We start from the raw sequence: 15,901 nt of genomic DNA on the forward strand, positions 1-15,901 counted from the left end.
CCCGCGATGACGCCTCTAGATGCCAAGCGCCCGCTGCAGCTCAATGCTCAGGGCCAGTTGCAACACTTCCTGTCCCTCGACGGTTTGCCCCGCGAACTGCTGACCGAAATCCTCGACACCGCCGACTCGTTCCTCGAAGTCGGTGGCCGCGCGGTGAAGAAGGTCCCGCTTTTGCGCGGCAAGACCATCTGCAATGTGTTCTTCGAGAACTCCACCCGCACCCGCACCACCTTTGAACTGGCGGCCCAGCGGTTGTCGGCCGACGTGATCACACTGAACGTGTCGACCTCGTCGGCGAGCAAGGGCGAAACCCTGCTCGACACCCTGCGCAACTTGGAAGCCATGGCCGCCGACATGTTCGTGGTGCGCCACGGCGACTCCGGCGCCGCGCATTTCATCGCCGAGCACGTGTGCCCGAACGTGGCGATTATCAATGGCGGCGACGGCCGTCACGCGCACCCGACCCAGGGCATGCTCGACATGCTGACAATTCGTCGGCACAAGGGAGGCTTTGAAAACCTCTCGGTGGCCATCGTCGGCGACATCCTGCACTCACGGGTGGCGCGCTCGAACATGCTGGCCCTCAAAGCCCTGGGCTGCCCGGACATCCGCGTGATCGCACCGAAAACCCTGCTGCCCATCGGCATCGAACAGTACGGCGTGAAGGTTTACACCGACATGACCGAAGGCCTTAAGGATGTGGACGTGGTGATCATGCTGCGCCTGCAACGCGAGCGCATGTCCGGTGGCCTGCTGCCGAGCGAAGGTGAGTTCTACCGCCTGTTTGGCCTGACCACCGCGCGTTTGGCCGGCGCCAAGCCGGATGCCATCGTGATGCACCCAGGCCCGATCAACCGTGGCGTGGAGATTGAGTCGGCGGTGGCCGACGGCAACCAGTCGGTGATCTTGAATCAGGTGACTTACGGCATCGCCGTGCGCATGGCGGTGTTGTCCATGGCCATGAGCGGGCAAACCGCGCAACGTCAATTCGAGCAGGAGAACGCCCAGTGAAGCTCAGCATACTTGGCGCTCGCGTCATCGATCCGGCCAGTGGCCTGGATCACGTCACCGACCTTCATCTGGAAGCCGGCAAGATCATCGCCATCGGCGCCGCGCCTGCGGGCTTCAGCGCCAGCCAGACGATCGACGCCAAAGGCCTGGTGGCCGCGCCTGGGCTGGTGGACCTGAACGTCGCCCTGCGCGAGCCGGGCTACAGCCGCAAAGGCACTATCGCCAGTGAAACCCGCGCCGCCGCTGCCGGTGGCGTCACCAGCCTGTGCTGCCCGCCGCACACCAAGCCAATCCTGGACACCTCGGCGGTGACCGAACTGATCCTCGACCGCGCCCGTGAAGCCGGCAATTGCAAAGTGTTCCCCATCGGCGCCCTGAGCAAAGGCCTGGAAGGCGAACAGCTCGCCGAGCTGATCGCCCTGCGCGACGCCGGCTGCGTGGCGTTCGGCAATGGCCTGGAAAGCTTTCGCAGCACGCGCACGCTGTGCCGTGCCCTGGAATACGCGGCCACTTTCGACCTGACCGTGATCTTCCACTCCCAGGACCGCGACCTGGCCGAAGGCGGCCTGGCCCATGAAGGCGCCGTTGCCAGCTTCCTCGGCCTACCGGGCATTCCGGAAACCGCTGAAACCGTGGCCCTGGCCCGTGACCTGCTGTTGGTGGAACAAAGCGGCGTGCGTGCGCACTTCAGCCAGTTGACCAGTGCTCGCGGCGTGGCATTAATCGCCCAGGCACAGGCTCGCGGCATGCGGGTGACGGCGGACGTGGCGTTGTACCAGCTGATTTTGACCGATGAGGCGCTGATCGACTTCTCCAGCCTCTACCACGTGCAACCACCGCTGCGCACCCTGGCCGACCGTGAAGGGTTGCGTGCGGCCGTGAAGTCGGGTGTGGTGTCGGCAATCTCCAGCCACCACCAGCCCCACGAGCGTGACGCCAAGCTGGCGCCGTTTGGCGCGACAGAGCCGGGCATCAGCAGCGTTGAGTTGTTGCTGCCGTTGGCGATGACGTTGGTGGAAGACGGTTTGCTCGACCTGCCGACGTTGCTCGCGCGCCTGAGCGCTGGCCCGGCTGAGGCCCTGCGCCTGCCGGCGGGTAAGTTGGCAGTGGGTTCGGCGGCGGATCTGGTGCTGTTTGACCCGGCCAGCTCTACGGTTGCCGGAGAGCACTGGTTGTCCAAGGGTGAAAACTGCCCGTTCATCGGCCATAGCCTGCCGGCGACGGTGCGGTACACCTTGGTGGATGGGCGGATCAGCTACCAGGCCTGATAGATCGCAAAATCTAAAGTGGGCACAGTTAATGTGGGAGCTGGCTTGCCTGCGATGCAGGCACCACGGTGCGTCAGATACACCGAGGTGATGCTATCGCGGGCAAGCCCGGCTCCCACATTGGCCGTGACTACGTTAAATGGATGCATCTTTATCGCCCGTTATTGCGCTCGGCATTGCGGATCGAAATCTGCGTATTCAACGTCCAGAAGTCATACAGCACCCCGATCAGGAACAACCCACCGGTCAGCAGGTAGATCAGGCCGGTGATCCATTTGCCCTGGTACATGCGGTGCAAGCCGAACACACCCAGGAACGCCAACAGTATCCAGGCCACGTTGTATTCGATAGGCCCGGCGGTAAAACGCAGGTCCGCCTCGCGGTCCATGGCGGGGATCAGAAACAAGTCGATCAGCCAGCCAATACCGAAAAGACCAAAGGTAAAAAACCAGATTGTCCCGGTCACAGGCTTGCCGTAATAGAAGCGGTGCGCCCCAGTAAAACCGAAAATCCACAGCAGGTAACCGATCAGCTTGCTGTGGGTGTCCTGCTGCATCACATCCTGTCGATAGGTGTTCATGGAGTACCTCTTTTGCCTCGATAGATAAATTTTTTCATTTTCTTTGTGACTTTTTTACGGGCGCCCGACGCACGGCAAATGGTATCTTCCTTCCCGCAAAGCCTTATGCCACCTGACCTCTGTAGGACAATAGCGGCAATTCGTCGCGTTTTTCCTGAATTTGACCCCAGGGTTCAGTCGACAAACGGCCTTAGAACGACACAAAAAGCTGTTATAAAGTTGCGCGCAAACCAAAAAGAGCCACGCCGAATGCGACCATTTTTCAAGACATGGCTGACCATCTGCCTATTAATGCCACTGGCCGCCCACGCCACCAATCGTGAGCAACGTCTTCCTAACGTTAACGGTTTCACCCCTAAAGTTCACAGCACGCCAAGCACTGCCAAATCGGTAAAGCTGACCGTCAACCGCCCGACTCACGTGAGCAAGGCCCACAACGGTAAAGCAGTTCCTGGCCTGATGGCAGTCAACACCAAACAAAGCAGCAACGTTTTGAGCCGCGCCGTGAATGTGCTCGGTACTCCTTATCGTTGGGGCGGCAGCAGCCCAAGTAAAGGGTTCGACTGCAGTGGTTTAGTGAAATATGCGTTTAACGACGTCAAAGCGGTGGATTTGCCACGCACCTCCAACGCCATGGCCGCCGGCCACGGCGTGAAGGTTGATCGCAAAGACCTGAAACCGGGCGACCTGTTGTTCTTCAAATTGAAGAGCCGCCAGGTCAACCATGTTGCCATCTACCTGGGCAACGACCGCTTTATCCACGCACCGCGTCGTGGCAAGTCGGTGAGCATCGACACGCTGAAAAAGCCGTTCTGGGACAAGAACTACGTGATTGCCAAACGAGTTCTGCCGAAAGAGCAGAACAGCAACCTGCGGGTTGTGCAGCGCTAAGCCAATAGGCACTGAGCTCCCCATTTGAAATGCAATCAAATGTGGGAGCTGGCTTGCCTGCGATAGCGGGCTGACAGGTTACATCTCTGCAAGCTGACACACCGTCATCGCGTGCAAGCCATCTCCCACAGCGATCTCAGTGTCCTTTAGATATCCCCAGGCACCCTCGCCTGCCCCCGCGCTTCCTCCCGGCTGACCAGCCCCTCGCTGACCAGCGCCTTCAAGCTCATGTCCAACGTCTTCATCCCCAACGCCCCACCGGTCTGAATCGCCGAGACCATCTGCGCCACTTTGTCCTCGCGGATCAGGTTACGAATGGCTGGCGTGCCCAGCATGATCTCGTGAGCCGCCACCCGCCCGCCGCCGACCTTCTTTACCAGCACCTGCGACACCACCGCCTGTAGCGACTCCGAGAGCATCGAGCGCACCATGGCCTTTTCCCCCGCCGGGAACACGTCCACCAGCCGGCCCACGGTCTTTGCCGCCGAAGTGGTGTGCAGGGTGCCAAACACCAAGTGCCCGGTCTCAGCGGCCGTCAGCGCCAGGCGGATGGTTTCCAGGTCGCGCAACTCGCCTACCAGGATCACATCTGGGTCTTCGCGCAGCGCGGAACGCAGGGCCGACGAAAAGCTGTGGGTATCTCGGTGTACCTGCCGCTGGTTGATCAGGGCCATTTTCGGGCTGTGGATAAATTCGATGGGGTCTTCCAGGGTGAGGATGTGCTGGCGCCGGTGCTGGTTGAGGTAGTCGATCATCGCCGCCAATGTCGTGGACTTGCCCGACCCGGTCGGCCCGGTCACCAGCACCAGGCCGCGCGGCAGTTGCGCGATACGCCGGAACACCTCGCCCAGCCCGAGGCCTTCCAGGCTCTGCACCTCGGCGGGGATGGTGCGAAACACCGCGCCCATGCCGCGGTTCTGCTGAAACACATTGGCCCGGAACCGCGCCACGCCCGGCAGTTCGAAGGCAAAATCCGTTTCAAGAGATGTTTCGAAATCCTTTTGTTGGTGCTGGTTGAGCAAAGGGCTGAGTATGTCCGCAACTTGCGTAGGCGAAAGCGTCGGTCCTTCCAGTGGCCAGACTTCGCCATCGACGCGCAGCATCGGCGCCAGGCCGGCTGACAAATGCAGGTCGGAGGCGCCACGGCGCACGCTGGCCGTCAGCAGTTCAGTGATATCCATAGGGCTTTCCATTTCCAGTAGAATGCCGCGGACTCCATATCCACGGGTGCATCTTGAATGTCGACGATAGCAGACAACATTGGCCTGGTTAGCGAGCGGATCCGCGCCGCGGCCCACGCCGTGCAACGTGACGAAAGCAGTATTCACCTGCTGGCCGTGAGCAAGACCAAACCTGCACAAGCCGTGCGCGAAGCCTATGCCGCCGGAATGCGTGATTTTGGCGAGAACTACCTGCAGGAAGCCTTGGGCAAACAGGCCGAATTAACCGACCTGCCCTTGAGTTGGCACTTCATCGGCCCCATTCAATCGAACAAGACTCGTGCGATCGCCGAGAACTTCGCTTGGGTGCATTCCGTGGACCGCTTGAAAATCGCTCAACGTTTGTCCGAACAACGCCCGGCCGAGCTGCCGCCGCTGAACATCTGCATTCAGGTCAACGTCAGTGGCGAAGCCAGCAAGTCCGGCTGTACGCCCGCCGACCTGCCGGCACTGGCTAACGCAATCAGCGCCCTGCCGCGCCTGACGTTGCGTGGTTTGATGGCGATCCCCGAACCGACTGACGACCGTGCCGAGCAGGATGCAGCCTTCGCGACAGTACGCGACCTGCAAGCGAGCCTGAACTTGGGCCTGGACACACTTTCTATGGGCATGAGCCACGACCTTGAATCAGCCATCGCCCAAGGCGCCACCTGGGTGCGGATCGGTACCGCCCTGTTTGGTGCCCGCGACTACGGCCAGCCGTGAAATGGCTGACTTTCCTCTGAATAAGGACCTGTCATGAGCAACACGCGTATTGCCTTTATCGGCGCCGGTAACATGGCGGCCAGCCTGATCGGTGGCTTACGGGCCAAAGGCCTCGAAGCCACACAGATCCGCGCCAGCGACCCAGGCGCCGACACCCGCGCCCGCGTCAGCACCGAGCACGGTATTGAAACCTTTGCCGACAACGCTGAGGCCATCCAAGGCGTTGACGTGATCGTACTGGCGGTCAAGCCGCAGGCCATGAAGGCGGTGTGTGAGAGCCTGCGCCCGAGCCTGCAGCCGCATCAGTTGGTGGTCTCCATCGCCGCCGGTATCACCTGTGCCAGCATGAACACCTGGCTGGGCGCCCAGCCGATCGTGCGTTGCATGCCCAACACCCCGGCGCTGCTGCGCCAGGGCGTGAGTGGTTTGTACGCTACGTCCGAAGTGAGCGCCGAACAACGTGACCAGGCTCAAGAACTGCTGTCCGCCGTGGGCATCGCCGTGTGGCTGGAACAGGAACAGCAACTGGATGCGGTCACCGCCGTCTCCGGTAGCGGCCCGGCCTACTTCTTCCTGCTGATCGAAGCCATGACTGCCGCTGGCGTGAAACTGGGCCTGCCACACGAAGTGGCTGAGCAACTGGCTGAGCAAACCGCGCTGGGCGCTGCGAAGATGGCCGTTGGCAGCGACGTGGACGCCGCCGAGTTGCGCCGCCGCGTAACCTCGCCGGGCGGCACCACGCAGGCCGCCATCGAATCGTTCCAGGCCGGGGGCTTTGAAGCCCTGGTGGAAAAAGCCCTCGGCGCCGCCGCGCATCGCTCGGCAGAAATGGCCGAACAACTGGGCAAGTAGTCGCCCCTTACGAAGGAAACAATGATGCTCGGACTCAATGACGCTGTCATTTTCATCATCAAGACCCTGGGCAGCCTGTATCTGCTGATCGTACTGATGCGTTTTATCCTGCAGGTGGTGCGGGCGAACTTTTATAACCCGCTGTGCCAATTCGTGGTGAAAGCTACGCAACCGCTGCTCAAGCCACTGCGCCGCATCGTGCCGAGCATGTTTGGCCTGGACATGTCATCACTGGTCTTGGCGTTCCTGTTGCAGCTGGCACTTTTCGCGGTGGTCGTAGTGCTCAAGGGCTCGCGACCTGACACGGTGCTGATGGTGCCATGGGCGCTGATTGGTATCTTGTCGCTATTTTTGAAGATCCTGTTCTGGTCAATGATCATCAGCGTGATTTTGTCCTGGGTCGCTCCGGACAGCCGCAGCCCGGGTGCCGAGCTGGTTAAGCAGATCACCGAACCGGTACTTGCGCCGTTTCGTCGATGGGTGCCTAACCTGGGTGGCCTCGACATCTCGCCGATTTTTGCATTTATCGCGCTGCAGTTGCTGCAAATCTGGGTAATCCCCTACCTCGCCGAGTTCACCGGCATGCCGCCGCTGCTGTACAGCTTGATCTGATTGGCGATTCGTTCCTGCGCACCCGCGCAGGAACGTTCTCTAAACCTCCGGCCTTTGCTTGCCGCTGGGTGCAGTGGTCTTTAGACTTAAGCCTCATTTAAACGAGAGCAGGGTCGATGCCAACTGCCTTCCCCCCCGATTCTGTTGGACTGGTCGTGCCCCAAATGGCGCACTTCAGCGAACCGCTGGCCCTGGCCTGCGGTCGTTCGCTGCCGGCCTATGACCTGATCTACGAAACCTACGGCCAACTGAACGCCACGGCGAGCAACGCCGTGCTGATCTGCCACGCCTTATCCGGGCACCATCACGCCGCGGGTTTCCACAGTGCCGACGAGCGCAAGCCCGGCTGGTGGGACAGCTGCATCGGCCCCGGCAAACCCATCGACACCAATAAATTCTTTGTGGTCAGCCTGAACAACCTCGGCGGCTGCAATGGTTCCACCGGCCCCAGCAGCCTCAACCCGGAAACCGGCAAACCGTTCGGCGCGGATTTCCCGGTACTGACCGTGGAAGACTGGGTGCACAGCCAGGCGCGCCTGGCTGACCTGCTGGGCATCGGCCAATGGGCCGCGGTGATCGGCGGCAGCCTGGGCGGCATGCAGGCGCTGCAATGGACCATCACCTACCCAGACCGCGTACGCCATTGCCTGGCCATCGCCTCGGCACCCAAACTCTCGGCGCAGAACATCGCCTTCAACGAAGTGGCACGCCAGGCGATCCTCACTGACCCTGAGTTCCACGGTGGTTCGTTCCAGGAAGCGGGCGTGATCCCCAAACGTGGCTTGATGCTGGCGCGAATGGTCGGGCACATCACTTACCTGTCCGATGACTCCATGGGCGAGAAATTCGGCCGCGGCCTCAAGAGCGAGAAGCTCAACTACGACTTCCACAGCGTCGAGTTCCAGGTGGAAAGCTACCTGCGTTATCAGGGCGAGGAGTTTTCCGGGCGTTTCGACGCCAATACCTACTTGCTGATGACTAAGGCGTTGGACTATTTCGACCCGGCCGCCAACTTCAACGATGACCTGGCGAAAACCTTCGAGGGCGCCACGGCCAAGTTCTGCGTGATGTCGTTCACCACCGACTGGCGCTTCTCGCCAGCCCGTTCGCGTGAACTGGTGGACGCCTTGATGGCCGCCAAGAAAGACGTCTGCTACCTGGAGATCGATGCGCCGCAAGGCCACGACGCCTTCCTGATCCCGATCCCGCGTTACTTGCAGGCCTTTCGCAACTACATGAACCGCATTTCTTTGTGAGAACGCCATGAGAGCCGACCTGGAAATCATCCAAGACTGGATCCCCGCCGGCAGCCGCGTGCTCGACCTTGGCTGCGGTGATGGCGAACTGCTGAGCTGGCTGCGCGACAACAAGCAAGTCACCGGCTATGGCCTGGAAAACGACCCGGACAACATCGCCCAGTGCGTGGCCAAGGGCATCAACGTGATCGAGCAGGACCTGGACAAGGGTCTGGGCAACTTTGCCAGCAACAGCTTCGATATCGTGGTGATGACCCAGGCCCTGCAAGCGGTGCACTACCCGGACCGCATCCTCGACGAAATGCTGCGCGTGGGTCGCCAGTGCATCATCACCTTCCCCAACTTCGGCCACTGGCGCTGCCGCTGGTACCTGGCCACCAAGGGCCGGATGCCGGTGTCGGATTTCCTGCCGTACACGTGGTACAACACGCCGAACATCCACTTCTGCACCTTCGAAGACTTCGAAGCCTTGTGCGGCGAGCGTGAAGCCAAGGTGATCAACCGCCTTGCTGTCGATCAACAGCACCGCCACGGCTGGGCGAGTAAGCTATGGCCCAACCTATTGGGCGAAATTGGTATCTACCGGGTCAGCAGTCCTGGCCTCACAGACCACAAAATCGCCGTCTAACCATTTTCAAGGAGGACGAACATGAGTCGTTTGGCTGTATTCCTGCTCACCGCGTGCCTGGGCGCCAGCGCCATGGCGGCGGACACTATCGACGGTAATCGCCAGAAAGAATTCGGCGATATCACCGTGCATTACAACACCTTCACCTCCAGCTTCCTGCAACCGGAAACCGCCCAGGCAGTTGGCGTTGTGCGCAGCAAGAACAAAGGTTTGATCAATGTAACCGTGGTCAAGGGCGTGACCCCTGTGGCGGCGCAAGTGACCGGCACCATCAAGGATTTGGGCGGCAAGACCGAGATATTGACGTTCAAGCAAATCACCGAGAAAGGCGGAATCAACTACCTCGCGCCCTACTCCGTGCCGCAGCGTGAATACAAGACGTTTACCATCAACGTTGAAACCGGCGGAAAAGCCCATAGCTTCCAATTCAACCAAGAACTGTTTCCGGCCGAATAATGAACCTGACCCAACTCGTACTGGCCAGCCATAACGCCGGCAAACTCAAAGAATTGCAGGCCATGCTCGGTGAATCCGTGCAATTGCGCTCGATTGGCGAATTCAGCCAGGTGGAGCCGGAAGAAACCGGCCTGTCGTTTGTCGAAAACGCCATCCTCAAGGCGCGCAATGCCGCGCGTATCTCCGGCTTGCCTGCATTGGCGGATGATTCGGGCCTGGCGGTGGATTTCCTCGGCGGCGCGCCGGGCATCTACTCGGCGCGTTACGCTGACGGCAAGGGTGACGCGGCCAACAACGCCAAGCTGCTCGACGCCCTCAAGGGCGTGCCGGATGCGGAACGTGGCGCGCAGTTCGTCTGCGTGCTGGCACTGGTGCGGCATGCCGATGACCCGTTGCCGATCCTCTGCGAAGGCCTGTGGCACGGGCGCATTCTGCATACAGCCAGTGGCGAGCATGGCTTCGGCTATGACCCGCTGTTCTGGGTGCCGGAGCGCAATATCTCCAGCGCCGAACTGAGCCCGGCCGACAAGAACCAGATCAGCCACCGCGCCCGCGCAATGGATTTGCTGCGCCAACGCCTGAGCCTGAAATGACCCAAAACACCTCTGCGCAGCCGCTGATCCACGGCGGCGCGCAAACACCTCGGGCGGCCCTGCCCCAGCTGCCGCCCTTGGCGCTGTACATCCACATCCCGTGGTGCGTGCGCAAATGCCCTTATTGCGACTTCAACTCCCACACCGCGAGCAAAGTGCTGCCGGAAGAAGAGTATGTGGACGCGTTACTGGCTGACCTTGATCAAGACCTGCACGCGGTTTACGGCCGTGAACTCAGCTCGATCTTTTTCGGTGGCGGCACGCCGAGCCTGTTCAGCGCCGCCGCGCTGGGGCGCTTGCTCAAGGGTGTGCAAGCGCGTATCCCGTTTGCCGGCGACATCGAGATCACCCTGGAAGCCAACCCCGGGACCTTCGAGCAAGAGAAGTTCGTGGCATACCGCAAGCTGGGGATCAATCGTCTGTCCATCGGCATCCAGAGCTTCCAGCAGCAAAAGCTCGAGGCCCTGGGCCGCATTCACAATGGCGACGAAGCGGTGCGCGCAGCGGGCATGGCGCGCCAGGCCGGGTTCGATAACTTCAACTTGGACTTGATGCACGGCTTGCCCGATCAGTCCTTGGACGATGCCCTGAGCGACTTGCGCCAAGCTATCGCACTGAAGCCGACGCACTTGTCCTGGTACCAACTGACCCTGGAACCCAACACCGTGTTCTGGAACCAGCCGCCCGCGCTGCCGGAAGACGACACATTGTGGGACATCCAGGAAGCCGGCCAGGCGCTGCTGGCCGAACACGGTTACGCGCAATATGAAGTGTCGGCCTATGCCCAACCGGGTCGCCCGGCGCGGCATAACCTGAATTACTGGAGCTTCGGCGATTTTATCGGCATCGGCGCCGGTGCCCATGGCAAGCTCAGCCACCCGGACGGGCGCATCGTGCGCACCTGGAAGACCCGCGCACCGAAGGACTACCTCAACCCGGCCAAAAGCTTCCAGGCCGGGGCGAAAGAACTGACCAACGAAGAACTGCCGTTCGAGTTTCTGATGAACGCATTGCGGCTCACCGAAGGCGTTGACGCCAAGCTCTACGCCGAGCGCACCGGCCTTGATCTGGCGAGCCTGGACGAAGGCCGCCGTGAGGCAGAACAAAGTGGCTTAATGCAGGTCGAACCGTCACGCCTGGCGGCGACCGACCGCGGGCAACTCTTTCTCAATGACCTGTTGCAGACGTTTTTGAGCTGATCGCTCTTAAGGAAATCGAATGGATTTGGTACTCGACCTGCTCGCCACCGTCTCCCGCTGGAGCCGTAGCAACCTGTCGGAAATCTCCCTGGCCCTCGTCGGCTGCTTGCTGGTGCTGTTCGGCGCGGACATCAAAGGCTGGGTTGAGGCGCGACTGGGCAGCATCGCCGGTGCATTGCGCGTACCGTTGATGGCGCTGGTGTGCATGATCGGTAGCGGTGCGGCGTTGATCTATGCCACACCGTGGATTGTGCGGGGCCTGAGCCAGTTCAATAACTACAGCCTGGCACCCGTGTTGGTGGTGGTGCTGGTGTTGATTGGCGTCGTCGCAGACCGCCGCTGACCCCAAACCCAACACAAAACCAAATGTGGGAGCTGGCTTGCCTGCGATAGCATCACCTGGGTATCACTGATACACCGAGGTGTCTGCATCGCAGGCAAGCCAGCTCCCACATTGGATTGCATTTCAAATCAGTGGCGAGTTACGCCAATTTCTCGAACTTCAAATCCCAAACCCCATGCCCCAACCGCTCGCCGCGGCGTTCGAACTTGGTGATCGGGCGCTCAGCCGGGCGTGGCACGCATTTGCCGTCTTCGGCCAGGTTGCGGTAGCCAGGGGCGACGTTCATCACTTCCAGCATGTATTCCGCGTACGGTTCCCAGTCGGTGGCCATGTGCAGGATGCCGCCGACTTTCAACTTGCTGCGCACCAGTTCCGCGAAGGACGCCTGGACGATACGGCGCTTGTGGTGACGGGATTTGTGCCAAGGGTCCGGGAAGAACAGCATCAGGCGGTCGAGGCTGTTGTCGGCGATGCAGCGGTTGAGCACTTCAATCGCGTCGCAGTCATAGACCCGCAGGTTAGTCAGGCCCTGGGTGAGCACGCCGTTGAGCAGCGCGCCGACACCCGGGCGGTGTACTTCCACACCGATGAAGTCCTGCTCCGGCGAGGCTGCGGCCATTTCCAACAGGGAGTGGCCCATGCCGAAACCGATTTCGAGGGAACGCGGGGCCGAACGGCCGAACACCTGGTCGTAATCCACCGGCGCGTCGGCCAATGGCAATACGAACAGCGGCGTGCCCTGCTCCAAGCCCTTTTGCTGGCCTTCGGTCATGCGACCGGCGCGCATCACAAAACTCTTGATGCGGCGGTGCTTGGACTCGTCGCCTTCTTCCACGGTGTTCGGCGTTTCGTTTGATTCAGTCATCAATGGCTCTTACTTGATCAGACCATCCAGCGGCGAGGAGGCGCTGGCGTACAGTTTTTTCGGCATGCGGCCGGCGAGGTAGGCCAAGCGGCCTGCGACGATCGCGTGATTCATGGCTTCGGCCATCATGATCGGCTGCTGGGCATGGGCGATGGCCGAGTTCATCAGCACCGCATCGCAGCCCAGTTCCATGGCGATGGTGGCGTCGGAGGCAGTGCCCACGCCCGCATCCACCAGCACCGGGATCTTGGCTTCTTCGAGGATGATCTGCAGGTTATACGGATTGCAGATACCCAGGCCGGAACCGATCAGGCCAGCCAGCGGCATCACCGCGATGCAACCGATTTCCGCCAGTTGGCGGGCAATGATCGGGTCATCGCTGGTGTAGACCATCACGTCGAAACCTTCCTTGACCAGCGTTTCGGCGGCCTTGAGGGTTTCGATCACGTTGGGGAACAGGGTTTTCTGGTCGGCCAGCACTTCCAGCTTCACCAGGTTGTGGCCGTCGAGCAGCTCACGGGCCAGGCGGCAAGTGCGCACGGCTTCGATGGCGTCGTAGCAACCGGCGGTGTTCGGCAAGAAAGTGTAGCGATCCGGCGACAGCACTTCGAGCAGGTTCGGCTCGCCTTCGATCTGGCCGAGGTTGGTACGGCGCACGGCGAAGGTGACGATCTCGGCACCCGAGGCCTCGATGGCCAGGCGGGTTTCTTCCATGTCACGGTACTTGCCGGTGCCGACCAGCAGACGGGACTGGTAGGTGCGACCGGCCAGGACGAAGGGCTTGTCGCTACGAACGATGCTCATGGGAAATCCTCGAATTGGAGTGAGGTTCTGCAGAATGCGGGATGGCGCCCTTGAGCGCCGGGCGGCTAGCCGCCACCGATGGCGTGGACCACTTCGACCTGATCACCTTCGGTGAGCGCGGTTTCGACGTGCAGGCTACGCGGGACGATATCCAGGTTGAGCTCCACTGCGACGCGACGCCCGGTCAGGTCCAGACGGGTCAGCAGGGCCGCAACGGTTTCACCGTCGGGCAGTTCAAAGGATTCGCCGTTCAACTGAATGCGCATGCCACGGGCCGCCATCGTTTTTAGGGGCCAGCATTCTAGCCCGATCATGGTTGTCGGCCCAAGCCCCTTGGTCAGAAGCCCCTCGGTCAGATGGCCTGCAGGCGCCATGCAGCAAGACCGAGGAAGAACCAGCCGAGCAGAAACGCCAGCCCGCCAAATGGCGTGATGATCCCCAGTTTGCTGATGCCGGTCAGGGTCAGCGCATACAAACTGCCGGAGAACAGCAGGATGCCGACAGTAAAGGAGATACCCGCCCAGCCGATCAGTCGGCCAGGAATATGCGCAGCCAACAACGCCACGCAGAAGAGCGCCAGGGCATGCACCAGTTGGTAAGTCACGCCGGTGTGGAAGATCGCCAGGTACTCGGCGCTCAGGCGGTTTTTCAGGCCGTGAGCAGCAAAGGCGCCGAGGGCGACGCCGGTGAAGCCGAAAAAGGCAGCCAGCATCAGAAAGCTACGCAGCATGAGGAACTCCAATCAGACTCAAAGGGCCGGGTCTGTATAATGGCCCGCTCAACGGGTTCGGCCAAGCCATCTCTATGCTGCGTCTCCTCTTCAAGCGTTTTCTCAAAGTCGTGAAATGGTTTGCCATCGGCAGTGTGCTGCTGGTGCTGCTGTTTCGTGTCGTGCCGCCACCGTTCACCGCGCTGATGGTGGAGCGCAAGGTCGAATCCTGGATCGACGGCGAGCCGATCGACCTGCAACGCACGTGGGTGGCGTGGGACGAGATCTCCGATGACCTCAAAGTGGCGGTGATGGCCGGTGAAGACCAGCGCTTCCCGCAGCACTGGGGTTTTGATTTTGGCGCGATTCAGGCGGCGCTGCTGCACAACGAGCGCGGCGGTTCGATTCGCGGCGCCAGCACGTTGAGCCAACAGGTGTCGAAGAACCTGTTCCTGTGGGCCGGGCGCAGTTACTTGCGCAAAGGCCTGGAGGCTTGGTTTACCGGGTTGATCGAAGTGTTCTGGCCCAAGCAGCGGATTCTTGAGGTGTACCTCAACAGCGTGGAGTGGGATGAAGGTGTTTTCGGCGCAGAAGCGGCGGCGCGGCATCACTTTGGGGTGAGTGCCAAGGCGCTTTCTCGCCAGCAGGCCAGCTATTTGGCGGCAGTGTTGCCGAACCCACGGGTGTGGAGTGCCAGCCATCCGACCGCGTATGTGGCGCGGCGAGCGGCGTGGATTCGCCAGCAGATGAGCCAATTGGGCGGGGATGGTTATCTGGTGGAGTTGAACAACTCTCGCAAGGCACCTTGGTCCGACTGACACCACATCCCCCTGTGGGAGCTGGCCGAGTTGGACTTGAGATTTTCGAATGCAAACAAAAATGCCCCGATCTCTCGATCGGGGCATTTTTTTGTCTTTTCGCAGCCTTTAAGCAGCGATCGACAACTTCAGCTTGTTCATCGCGCTTTTCTCAAGCTGACGAATCCGCTCGGCTGACACGTTGTACTTCTGCGCCAGGTCGTGCAGCGTGGCTTTTTCTTCTGCCAGCCAGCGCTGGTAGAGGATGTCACGGCTGCGGTCGTCCAACACTTCCAACGCTTCGTGCAGGTTGTGGTTGGAGTTGTCGCTCCAGTCGGCGTCTTCCAGTTGACGCGCCGGGTCGTACCGGTGGTCTTCCAGGTAGTTGGCCGGCGATTGGAAGGCGCTGTCGTCGTCCGCTTCTGCGGCCGGATCGAAGGCCATATCATGGCCGGTCAGGCGGCTTTCCATCTCGCGCACTTCACGCGGCTCCACACCGAGGCTTTCGGCCACACGGTGGACTTCCTCGTTATTCAGCCACGCCAGGCGTTTTTTCTGGCTGCGCAGGTTGAAGAACAGTTTGCGCTGGGCCTTGGTGGTCGCCACCTTCACGATGCGCCAGTTGCGCAGGATGAACTCGTGGATTTCCGCCTTGATCCAGTGCACAGCAAACGACACCAGACGTACACCCATTTCCGGGTTGAAGCGTTTTACAGCCTTCATCAGGCCGACGTTGCCTTCCTGGATCAGGTCAGCCTGGGCCAGGCCGTAGCCGCTATAGCTACGGGCGATATGTACGACAAAACGCAGGTGGGCGAGCACCATCTGCCGAGCCGCCCCCAAATCCTGCTCATAGTAGAGACTCTCGGCCAGTTCACGCTCCTGCTCGGGCGTCAGCAATGGAATGCTGTTGACCGTGTGCACATAGGCTTCCAGGTTCGCACCTGGGACCAAGGCATAAGCAGGTTGCAAAGAAGTGGTCATACGAAAAAACCTCCGACTCACATAACTCGTGCAGTTCAGCACTGCGAAAATTGACCGGGAACCGTAGGACAAGTTCCCTAAACCACTGATACGGTCAATACAAACGAAACCACATTAATCTGACATTA

20 protein-coding genes are annotated in these 15,901 nt (G+C 60.7%); 13 read left to right on the forward strand and 7 right to left on the reverse strand.

The features are described from left to right. The first annotated feature begins 6 nt into the window (after positions 1 to 6). Positions 7 to 1,011 (forward strand): aspartate carbamoyltransferase catalytic subunit, encoded by a 1,005-nt coding sequence (locus K0P33_RS30245; protein ID WP_094949154.1) that lies wholly within the window; start codon positions 7 to 9, stop codon positions 1,009 to 1,011. Then, positions 1,008 to 2,279 carry a dihydroorotase gene (locus K0P33_RS30250; protein ID WP_094949155.1) on the forward strand — a complete coding sequence of 424 codons (1,272 nt, stop codon included), beginning with the start codon at positions 1,008 to 1,010 and terminating at the stop codon, positions 2,277 to 2,279. Before K0P33_RS30245 ends, K0P33_RS30250 begins: the two co-directional genes overlap by 4 nt. A 151-nt stretch (positions 2,280 to 2,430) precedes the next feature. Here the strand turns inward: K0P33_RS30250 and K0P33_RS30255 are convergent, their stop codons facing one another. Beyond that, positions 2,431 to 2,859 (reverse strand): NINE protein, encoded by a 429-nt coding sequence (locus K0P33_RS30255; protein WP_242153247.1) that lies wholly within the window; start codon positions 2,857 to 2,859, stop codon positions 2,431 to 2,433. Positions 2,860 to 3,108: 249 nt separating this feature from the next. Between K0P33_RS30255 and K0P33_RS30260 the strand changes: the two genes are divergently transcribed. Further along, positions 3,109 to 3,750: a C40 family peptidase gene (locus K0P33_RS30260; protein WP_094949156.1), complete on the forward strand. Its 642-nt coding sequence runs from the start codon at positions 3,109 to 3,111 to the stop codon at positions 3,748 to 3,750. A gap of 146 nt (positions 3,751 to 3,896) precedes the next feature. On the opposite strand, the gene K0P33_RS30265 is transcribed toward K0P33_RS30260, so the two are convergent. Further along, the gene (locus K0P33_RS30265) at positions 3,897 to 4,931 is read right to left on the reverse strand and encodes a type IV pilus twitching motility protein PilT (RefSeq protein WP_242153250.1); all 1,035 of its coding nucleotides are present in this window, start codon (positions 4,929 to 4,931) and stop codon (positions 3,897 to 3,899) included. Between the two features lie 57 nt (positions 4,932 to 4,988). On the opposite strand from K0P33_RS30265, the gene K0P33_RS30270 reads away from it, so the two are divergent. The 9 genes from K0P33_RS30270 to K0P33_RS30310 all read left to right on the forward strand — a co-directional run bounded on the left by K0P33_RS30270 (position 4,989) and on the right by K0P33_RS30310 (position 11,614). After that, positions 4,989 to 5,675 carry a YggS family pyridoxal phosphate-dependent enzyme gene (locus K0P33_RS30270; RefSeq protein WP_094949158.1) on the forward strand — a complete coding sequence of 229 codons (687 nt, stop codon included), beginning with the start codon at positions 4,989 to 4,991 and terminating at the stop codon, positions 5,673 to 5,675. 33 nt (positions 5,676 to 5,708) lie between these two features. Continuing rightward, positions 5,709 to 6,527, forward strand: a complete 819-nt coding sequence (gene proC, locus K0P33_RS30275; RefSeq protein ID WP_094949159.1) for a pyrroline-5-carboxylate reductase — start codon at positions 5,709 to 5,711, stop codon at positions 6,525 to 6,527. 24 nt (positions 6,528 to 6,551) lie between these two features. After that, complete coding sequence (locus K0P33_RS30280) at positions 6,552 to 7,139, forward strand: YggT family protein (RefSeq protein ID WP_094949160.1); 588 nt, start codon at positions 6,552 to 6,554, stop codon at positions 7,137 to 7,139. 116 nt (positions 7,140 to 7,255) lie between these two features. Further along, positions 7,256 to 8,395 (forward strand): homoserine O-acetyltransferase, encoded by a 1,140-nt coding sequence (locus K0P33_RS30285; RefSeq protein ID WP_094949161.1) that lies wholly within the window; start codon positions 7,256 to 7,258, stop codon positions 8,393 to 8,395. Positions 8,396 to 8,402: 7 nt separating this feature from the next. After that, positions 8,403 to 9,023: a methionine biosynthesis protein MetW gene (gene metW / locus K0P33_RS30290; protein WP_016972957.1), complete on the forward strand. Its 621-nt coding sequence runs from the start codon at positions 8,403 to 8,405 to the stop codon at positions 9,021 to 9,023. Between the two features lie 21 nt (positions 9,024 to 9,044). Next, on the forward strand, positions 9,045 to 9,479 hold the full coding sequence (locus tag K0P33_RS30295) for a DUF4426 domain-containing protein (RefSeq protein ID WP_094949162.1): 435 nt from the start codon (positions 9,045 to 9,047) through the stop codon (positions 9,477 to 9,479). Beyond that, positions 9,476 to 10,072 carry an RdgB/HAM1 family non-canonical purine NTP pyrophosphatase gene (gene rdgB, locus K0P33_RS30300; RefSeq protein ID WP_242156144.1) on the forward strand — a complete coding sequence of 199 codons (597 nt, stop codon included), beginning with the start codon at positions 9,476 to 9,478 and terminating at the stop codon, positions 10,070 to 10,072. Before K0P33_RS30295 ends, rdgB begins: the two co-directional genes overlap by 4 nt. After that, complete coding sequence (hemW, locus tag K0P33_RS30305) at positions 10,069 to 11,271, forward strand: radical SAM family heme chaperone HemW (protein WP_242153253.1); 1,203 nt, start codon at positions 10,069 to 10,071, stop codon at positions 11,269 to 11,271. Before rdgB ends, hemW begins: the two co-directional genes overlap by 4 nt. Before the next feature lie 19 nt (positions 11,272 to 11,290). Continuing rightward, a complete protein-coding gene (locus tag K0P33_RS30310; protein WP_016972961.1) occupies positions 11,291 to 11,614 on the forward strand; it encodes a DUF3392 domain-containing protein in 324 nt (107 codons plus the stop codon). A 139-nt stretch (positions 11,615 to 11,753) separates the two neighbouring features. On the opposite strand, the gene trmB is transcribed toward K0P33_RS30310, so the two are convergent. From trmB to K0P33_RS30330, 4 genes are all read right to left on the reverse strand, one after another. Further along, positions 11,754 to 12,479, reverse strand: coding sequence for a tRNA (guanosine(46)-N7)-methyltransferase TrmB (trmB, locus tag K0P33_RS30315; RefSeq protein WP_094949166.1), 726 nt, complete (start codon positions 12,477 to 12,479; stop codon positions 11,754 to 11,756). 9 nt (positions 12,480 to 12,488) lie between these two features. Continuing rightward, the gene (locus K0P33_RS30320) at positions 12,489 to 13,283 is read right to left on the reverse strand and encodes a thiazole synthase (protein ID WP_015886353.1); all 795 of its coding nucleotides are present in this window, start codon (positions 13,281 to 13,283) and stop codon (positions 12,489 to 12,491) included. Positions 13,284 to 13,348: 65 nt separating this feature from the next. Next, a complete protein-coding gene (thiS, locus tag K0P33_RS30325; RefSeq protein WP_176462891.1) occupies positions 13,349 to 13,549 on the reverse strand; it encodes a sulfur carrier protein ThiS in 201 nt (66 codons plus the stop codon). Between the two features lie 86 nt (positions 13,550 to 13,635). Next, positions 13,636 to 14,013 (reverse strand): DUF423 domain-containing protein, encoded by a 378-nt coding sequence (locus K0P33_RS30330; protein WP_094949168.1) that lies wholly within the window; start codon positions 14,011 to 14,013, stop codon positions 13,636 to 13,638. Between the two features lie 74 nt (positions 14,014 to 14,087). On the opposite strand from K0P33_RS30330, the gene mtgA reads away from it, so the two are divergent. Continuing rightward, positions 14,088 to 14,810 carry a monofunctional biosynthetic peptidoglycan transglycosylase gene (gene mtgA / locus K0P33_RS30335; protein WP_094949169.1) on the forward strand — a complete coding sequence of 241 codons (723 nt, stop codon included), beginning with the start codon at positions 14,088 to 14,090 and terminating at the stop codon, positions 14,808 to 14,810. Positions 14,811 to 14,918: 108 nt separating this feature from the next. Here mtgA and rpoH read toward each other — a convergent pair whose 3' ends face one another. Beyond that, positions 14,919 to 15,773, reverse strand: a complete 855-nt coding sequence (rpoH, locus tag K0P33_RS30340) for an RNA polymerase sigma factor RpoH (protein ID WP_003176698.1) — start codon at positions 15,771 to 15,773, stop codon at positions 14,919 to 14,921. Between the last annotated feature and the right edge of the window lie 128 nt (positions 15,774 to 15,901).

Origin of the sequence: Pseudomonas sp. ArH3a (assembly GCF_022648765.1) — a bacterium.
Classification (GTDB): Bacteria; Pseudomonadota; Gammaproteobacteria; order Pseudomonadales; family Pseudomonadaceae; genus Aquipseudomonas.

Excerpts from the sequence above, each read along its gene's own strand:
- K0P33_RS30245 (WP_094949154.1), top strand. The coding sequence starts at position 7 with ATGACGCCTCTAGATGCCAAGCGCCCGCTGCAGCTCAATGCTCAGGGC.
- K0P33_RS30255 (WP_242153247.1), bottom strand. The coding sequence starts at position 2,859 with ATGAACACCTATCGACAGGATGTGATGCAGCAGGACACCCACAGCAAG.
- K0P33_RS30260 (WP_094949156.1), top strand. The coding sequence starts at position 3,109 with ATGCGACCATTTTTCAAGACATGGCTGACCATCTGCCTATTAATGCCA.
- K0P33_RS30265 (WP_242153250.1), bottom strand. The coding sequence starts at position 4,931 with ATGGATATCACTGAACTGCTGACGGCCAGCGTGCGCCGTGGCGCCTCC.
- K0P33_RS30270 (WP_094949158.1), top strand. The coding sequence starts at position 4,989 with ATGTCGACGATAGCAGACAACATTGGCCTGGTTAGCGAGCGGATCCGC.
- proC (WP_094949159.1), top strand. The coding sequence starts at position 5,709 with ATGAGCAACACGCGTATTGCCTTTATCGGCGCCGGTAACATGGCGGCC.
- K0P33_RS30280 (WP_094949160.1), top strand. The coding sequence starts at position 6,552 with ATGCTCGGACTCAATGACGCTGTCATTTTCATCATCAAGACCCTGGGC.
- K0P33_RS30285 (WP_094949161.1), top strand. The coding sequence starts at position 7,256 with ATGCCAACTGCCTTCCCCCCCGATTCTGTTGGACTGGTCGTGCCCCAA.
- metW (WP_016972957.1), top strand. The coding sequence starts at position 8,403 with ATGAGAGCCGACCTGGAAATCATCCAAGACTGGATCCCCGCCGGCAGC.
- K0P33_RS30295 (WP_094949162.1), top strand. The coding sequence starts at position 9,045 with ATGAGTCGTTTGGCTGTATTCCTGCTCACCGCGTGCCTGGGCGCCAGC.
- hemW (WP_242153253.1), top strand. The coding sequence starts at position 10,069 with ATGACCCAAAACACCTCTGCGCAGCCGCTGATCCACGGCGGCGCGCAA.
- K0P33_RS30310 (WP_016972961.1), top strand. The coding sequence starts at position 11,291 with ATGGATTTGGTACTCGACCTGCTCGCCACCGTCTCCCGCTGGAGCCGT.
- trmB (WP_094949166.1), bottom strand. The coding sequence starts at position 12,479 with ATGACTGAATCAAACGAAACGCCGAACACCGTGGAAGAAGGCGACGAG.
- K0P33_RS30320 (WP_015886353.1), bottom strand. The coding sequence starts at position 13,283 with ATGAGCATCGTTCGTAGCGACAAGCCCTTCGTCCTGGCCGGTCGCACC.
- thiS (WP_176462891.1), bottom strand. The coding sequence starts at position 13,549 with ATGCGCATTCAGTTGAACGGCGAATCCTTTGAACTGCCCGACGGTGAA.
- K0P33_RS30330 (WP_094949168.1), bottom strand. The coding sequence starts at position 14,013 with ATGCTGCGTAGCTTTCTGATGCTGGCTGCCTTTTTCGGCTTCACCGGC.
- mtgA (WP_094949169.1), top strand. The coding sequence starts at position 14,088 with ATGCTGCGTCTCCTCTTCAAGCGTTTTCTCAAAGTCGTGAAATGGTTT.
- rpoH (WP_003176698.1), bottom strand. The coding sequence starts at position 15,773 with ATGACCACTTCTTTGCAACCTGCTTATGCCTTGGTCCCAGGTGCGAAC.